Source organism: Nostoc cf. edaphicum LEGE 07299, assembly GCF_015207245.1.
Taxonomy (GTDB): Bacteria; Cyanobacteriota; Cyanobacteriia; order Cyanobacteriales; family Nostocaceae; genus Nostoc; species Nostoc edaphicum_B.
On sequence record NZ_JADEXF010000487.1, the window covers coordinates 1 to 4,290 of the forward strand.

Sequence of the window (4,290 nt, forward strand, 5' to 3'; positions counted from 1 at the left end):
ACCTTCTTGTACCACAAGCTCTTTGAAGCGATCGCTAACTTCTAAGATAATTCCCTTTTCTGTCAAGCGGCTAGCAACATCGCGGAGCATAATTTCGGCGATTTGCTTAACTTCATCCTTAGAAAGCTGGGTGAAGACGATAATCTCATCAAGACGGTTAAGGAACTCAGGACGGAAGTAAGCTTTCAATTCCTCATTTACCAAGGTGCGGATACGGTTATAACTAGCGTCGGCTTGAGTGTCGAAGTCAAAGCCTAAACCACTACCGCCTTTTTCAATCACCTTGGAACCGATGTTGGAAGTCAATATGATCAACGTGTTCTTGAAGTCTACTTTCCGACCTTTGGCATCGGTAAGATGACCGTCATCCAAGAGTTGCAGCAGCATATTGAATACATCGGGGTGTGCTTTTTCGATTTCGTCGAATAGCAGCACTGTGTAAGGTTTCCGCCGCACGGCTTCTGTAAGCTGTCCGCCTTCGTCGTATCCGACATAACCGGGAGGCGAACCAATTAGCTTGGCGACGGTGTGGCTTTCCATGTATTCGGACATATCTAGCCGAATCATCGAGTCTTCCGCACCGAAGAAGTAGGAAGCTAGTGCCTTCGCCAATTCTGTTTTACCAACGCCAGTGGGACCAGAGAAGATAAAGCTAGCAATAGGACGATTGGGATTTTTCAAACCAACGCGGGCGCGACGGATACCGCGAGCTACAGCCGTGACTGCTTGCTCTTGACCGATGAGCCGCTGATGCAGAGTGTCTTCTAGGTGTAAAAGCAACTCTGACTCAGATTCAGTGAGCTTATTAACTGGTACGCCAGTCCAAGAGGCAACGATTTGAGCGATGTCTTCTTCGTCAACTACAGTTGAATTGACAGGTTGCTCGTTTGGTGTAAACGTTGCTTGCAGTTGTTCTGCGAGTTTTAACTCTTGGCCGCGCAGTTCTGTAGCTTTGTCAAAATCTTGGACTCTGACTGCTGCTTCTTTTTCTTTGGTAACGCCAGCGAGTTCCCGCTTAAGTTCTTTATTGGGAGAACTTTGGGAGTTCCGCAAACGAACGCGAGAACCAGCTTCATCAATCAAGTCTATTGCCTTATCTGGCAAGAAGCGATCGCTAATATAGCGGTCTGATAATTCTGCCGCTGCGACAAGTGCCGAATCCAAAATTGTGACTTTGTGGTGCTGCTCATAAGCACCGCGCAAACCGTAGAGAATTTGTACGGTTTCCTCTACCGATGGTTCCCCCACCTGAATCGGTTGGAAACGACGCTCTAGGGCAGCATCACGCTCAATGTGCTTCCGATACTCATCGAGAGTAGTTGCGCCGATGCACTGGAGTTCACCTCGTGCTAAGGCAGGTTTAAGGATGTTGGCTGCATCCAAGCCACCTTCTGTACCACCAGCGCCAACCAAGGTGTGAATCTCATCAATCACCAAGATGATATTGCCCACAGTGCGGACTTCTTCTACGACTTTTTTGATGCGTTCTTCAAAATCGCCACGGAAGCGAGTTCCAGCTACCAACGACCCCATATCGAGGCTGATAACTTGCTTGTCTTGTAAGCTTTCAGGAACATCCTGATTGATAATACGTTGAGCTAGACCTTCTGCGATCGCAGTTTTACCAACTCCTGGTTCTCCAATCAACACCGGATTATTCTTAGTCCGGCGACCGAGAATTTGGATCGCCCGCTCAATTTCCTTCTGGCGACCAACTACGGGGTCGAGTCTGCCTTCTTGGGCTAATTTGGTCAAATTTCTGCCAAACTCTTCCATTGTTAGCGGTTGGGTGCGCTTCTGACTACCACTACCAGCAAAAGCCGGTGCATTTTCACCCAAACGGCGAACTATGGCACTGCGGACACTCTTGAAGTCAACTCCTAGATTTTGCAGTACTTTGGCGGCGACACCTTCACCAGCCTCGGTTAATCCTAAGAGTAAGTGTTCAGTGTTGATGTAATTCTGTCCCAAACTATGAGCTTCTTTAAACGATTGCTCGAAGAGGCTTTTTACTTTAGGAGTAAAAGGAATTTCTGGTGGTACAAAGCCAGAACCCCTACCAATAATTTTTTCTACCTCGCGACGTGCATCTTTGAGGGTAACGCCTAATTCCGCCAGCACTTTAGCAGCAACCCCAGTTCCTTCTCCCATTAAACCCAGGAGAATTTGTTCTGTTCCTACAAAGTTGTGTCCCAGGCGACGGGCTTCCTCCTGAGCTAACATAATTACTCTAATGGCTTCGGAAGTGAAGTGTTCAAACATAATGGGTTCTTGCTCCCTCGCTGCTTGGACTTTGGGTGAGATAAAATTCACCCTCATCTAAAGTTTTTTGTATTTTCTTAAGGACTAATGTAACTTTATTTAAAGTTAAGTGGCAGTGGTGAGAGCCGTAAGACATCAGGTGTACTTGCCGTCTACTAAAAGTGCTGAGTGGAGTACGGGGAAAGTCAGAAGTGGCAAAGTTGACAGTTAAACTTTCGGTATTTGACAATTTTCTTTTGTCTGTTCTGTTTTCCACTGTCAGCTAAACTTAAAACTCAGGACTTAGCACTCTAAACTCAGGACTGACAATGACTGAAGCAACGGCCGGTAAAGATCAACAACATCCACTTTATAACCGCGATCGCCCCCTTATTGATATTTTACTCTCTCAAGAGGCGACAGACTATAACTTAGCAGAATTAGCTAGACTGCGAATGCGCTATCAAGGGTTTCCAGGGGCGAGAGACATCCAAAAAGACCTAGATAAAGTCTTGCAACAGTGGGGTTTGACCGAAGCCGAGCTTTTTGAGAAAACTCGTCAAATTCACGATTTGGGTGGAATTTACAAAAGCCGTGGCAAGAAAGACGAACAGGATTGGAATTAGTTATAGGGCATTGGGCATTGGGCATTGGGAATTTTGCGATCGCTACCTCGTTTCCAGAACGAGATGAGTTTAGACAAGTCTTCTTGGAAATAGTCTAAATCGATTGTGGCGATCGCTTCCTCACTTTCTGCTCCGCGATCGGGAAAGTTTTGCCAATAAAGCTCGATAGCTGCCAGAGAATCGTAAAACTTGAAATACAGCAGATTTCAAGTTTGTTTGCCCAAATATAAAGCGTATTTTACTCTTGCCTGAATTCTGAATTCTGCTCTATGTTAAGAATTTGTCTTAGCAAAAGTATTACATTTCTGAGGATCGCCCGTTTGGATACCTTGTTTAAACCAACGAACCCTTTGGGCGGAACTACCATGTGTAAAAGATTCTGGCACAGCATAGCCTCTAGCTTGTTTTTGCAAGCGGTCATCTCCAATACTGCTAGCTGCGTTCAATGCTTCTTCAATATCACCTGTTTCCAGAATTTGCCGTGAGCGTTGAGCATGATTTGCCCAAACGCCTGCAAAACAATCTGCTTGTAATTCTAATCGCACAGAAAGCTGATTTGCTTGTGTTTGACTCACTTGGCTCTGCAAGGTTTGAACTTGCTGCGAAATCCCCAGTAGATTTTGGACATGATGTCCAATTTCATGAGCAATCACGTATGCTTGAGCAAAATCTCCCGGTGCCTGATATTGAGTCTTCAAATCGCGGTAAAAACTCAAGTCAATATACACCTTTTGATCGCGCGGACAATAAAACGGCCCAACTGCTGAACGTGCAAATCCACAAGCAGACTCCACCGCTCCTGAGTAAAGAACTAACTTTGGTTCTACATAACTTTCTCCATCTTGCCGAAACAACTCACTCCATGTATCTTCTGTATCAGCCAGTACAACAGATACAAAATCCGCCATTTGATCTTGAGTTTGAGATCCTGTTGTTTGAGGTGACTCAGCTATCGGGCTATCACTTGGTGGCGAATCTTGTTGCCAAAGGGCACTGGGATCTCCACCCAATAGTAAAACTAGTAGCGATATGAGCGCTGCTCCTACACCTCCACCCACGACAGGAGCGGAAATCTTCATCCCACGCCGATCTTCAACATTTGTACTCCGACGACCTATTTGCCAACGCATAATTACTGCTTACCAAACTCATAAAAAAATACGGCTTGAACTAGGTAGGATGAAATCTACACAAGCCTTTTAGCTATACAAATGAATATTACTTATTCTATGTATCGATCTCTTCTGCCTACGGACAAACTATAAATAAAGGACAGTCAGCCTTTAGAAAGGTTTTGTTAAACAGGTTATCCATCAAATCACACAGAATTCCTGGACTCGTTATAAAAAACACCACAGTCAGGACGGAAGCGGAATTTCAAAGACGTAATTTGCATTCCATGACCAAGCTGTGAGAATTTAAA

General features: G+C 45.2%; 3 protein-coding genes. 1 reads left to right on the forward strand and 2 read right to left on the reverse strand.

All coding sequences use genetic code 11. From position 1 onward, the window contains the following. Positions 1–2,262 (reverse strand): ATP-dependent Clp protease ATP-binding subunit (locus tag IQ229_RS15320; protein WP_194045032.1); only part of this gene is annotated, 2,262 nt, incomplete at its 3' end. Between the two features lie 308 nt (positions 2,263–2,570). Between IQ229_RS15320 and IQ229_RS15325 the strand changes: the two genes are divergently transcribed. Beyond that, the gene (locus IQ229_RS15325; protein ID WP_194045030.1) at positions 2,571–2,867 is read left to right on the forward strand and encodes a DUF3288 family protein; all 297 of its coding nucleotides are present in this window, start codon (positions 2,571–2,573) and stop codon (positions 2,865–2,867) included. A 272-nt stretch (positions 2,868–3,139) separates the two neighbouring features. Here the strand turns inward: IQ229_RS15325 and ypfJ are convergent, their stop codons facing one another. Further along, positions 3,140–3,997, reverse strand: a complete 858-nt coding sequence (ypfJ, locus tag IQ229_RS15330; RefSeq protein WP_194045031.1) for a KPN_02809 family neutral zinc metallopeptidase — start codon at positions 3,995–3,997, stop codon at positions 3,140–3,142. Between the last annotated feature and the right edge of the window lie 293 nt (positions 3,998–4,290).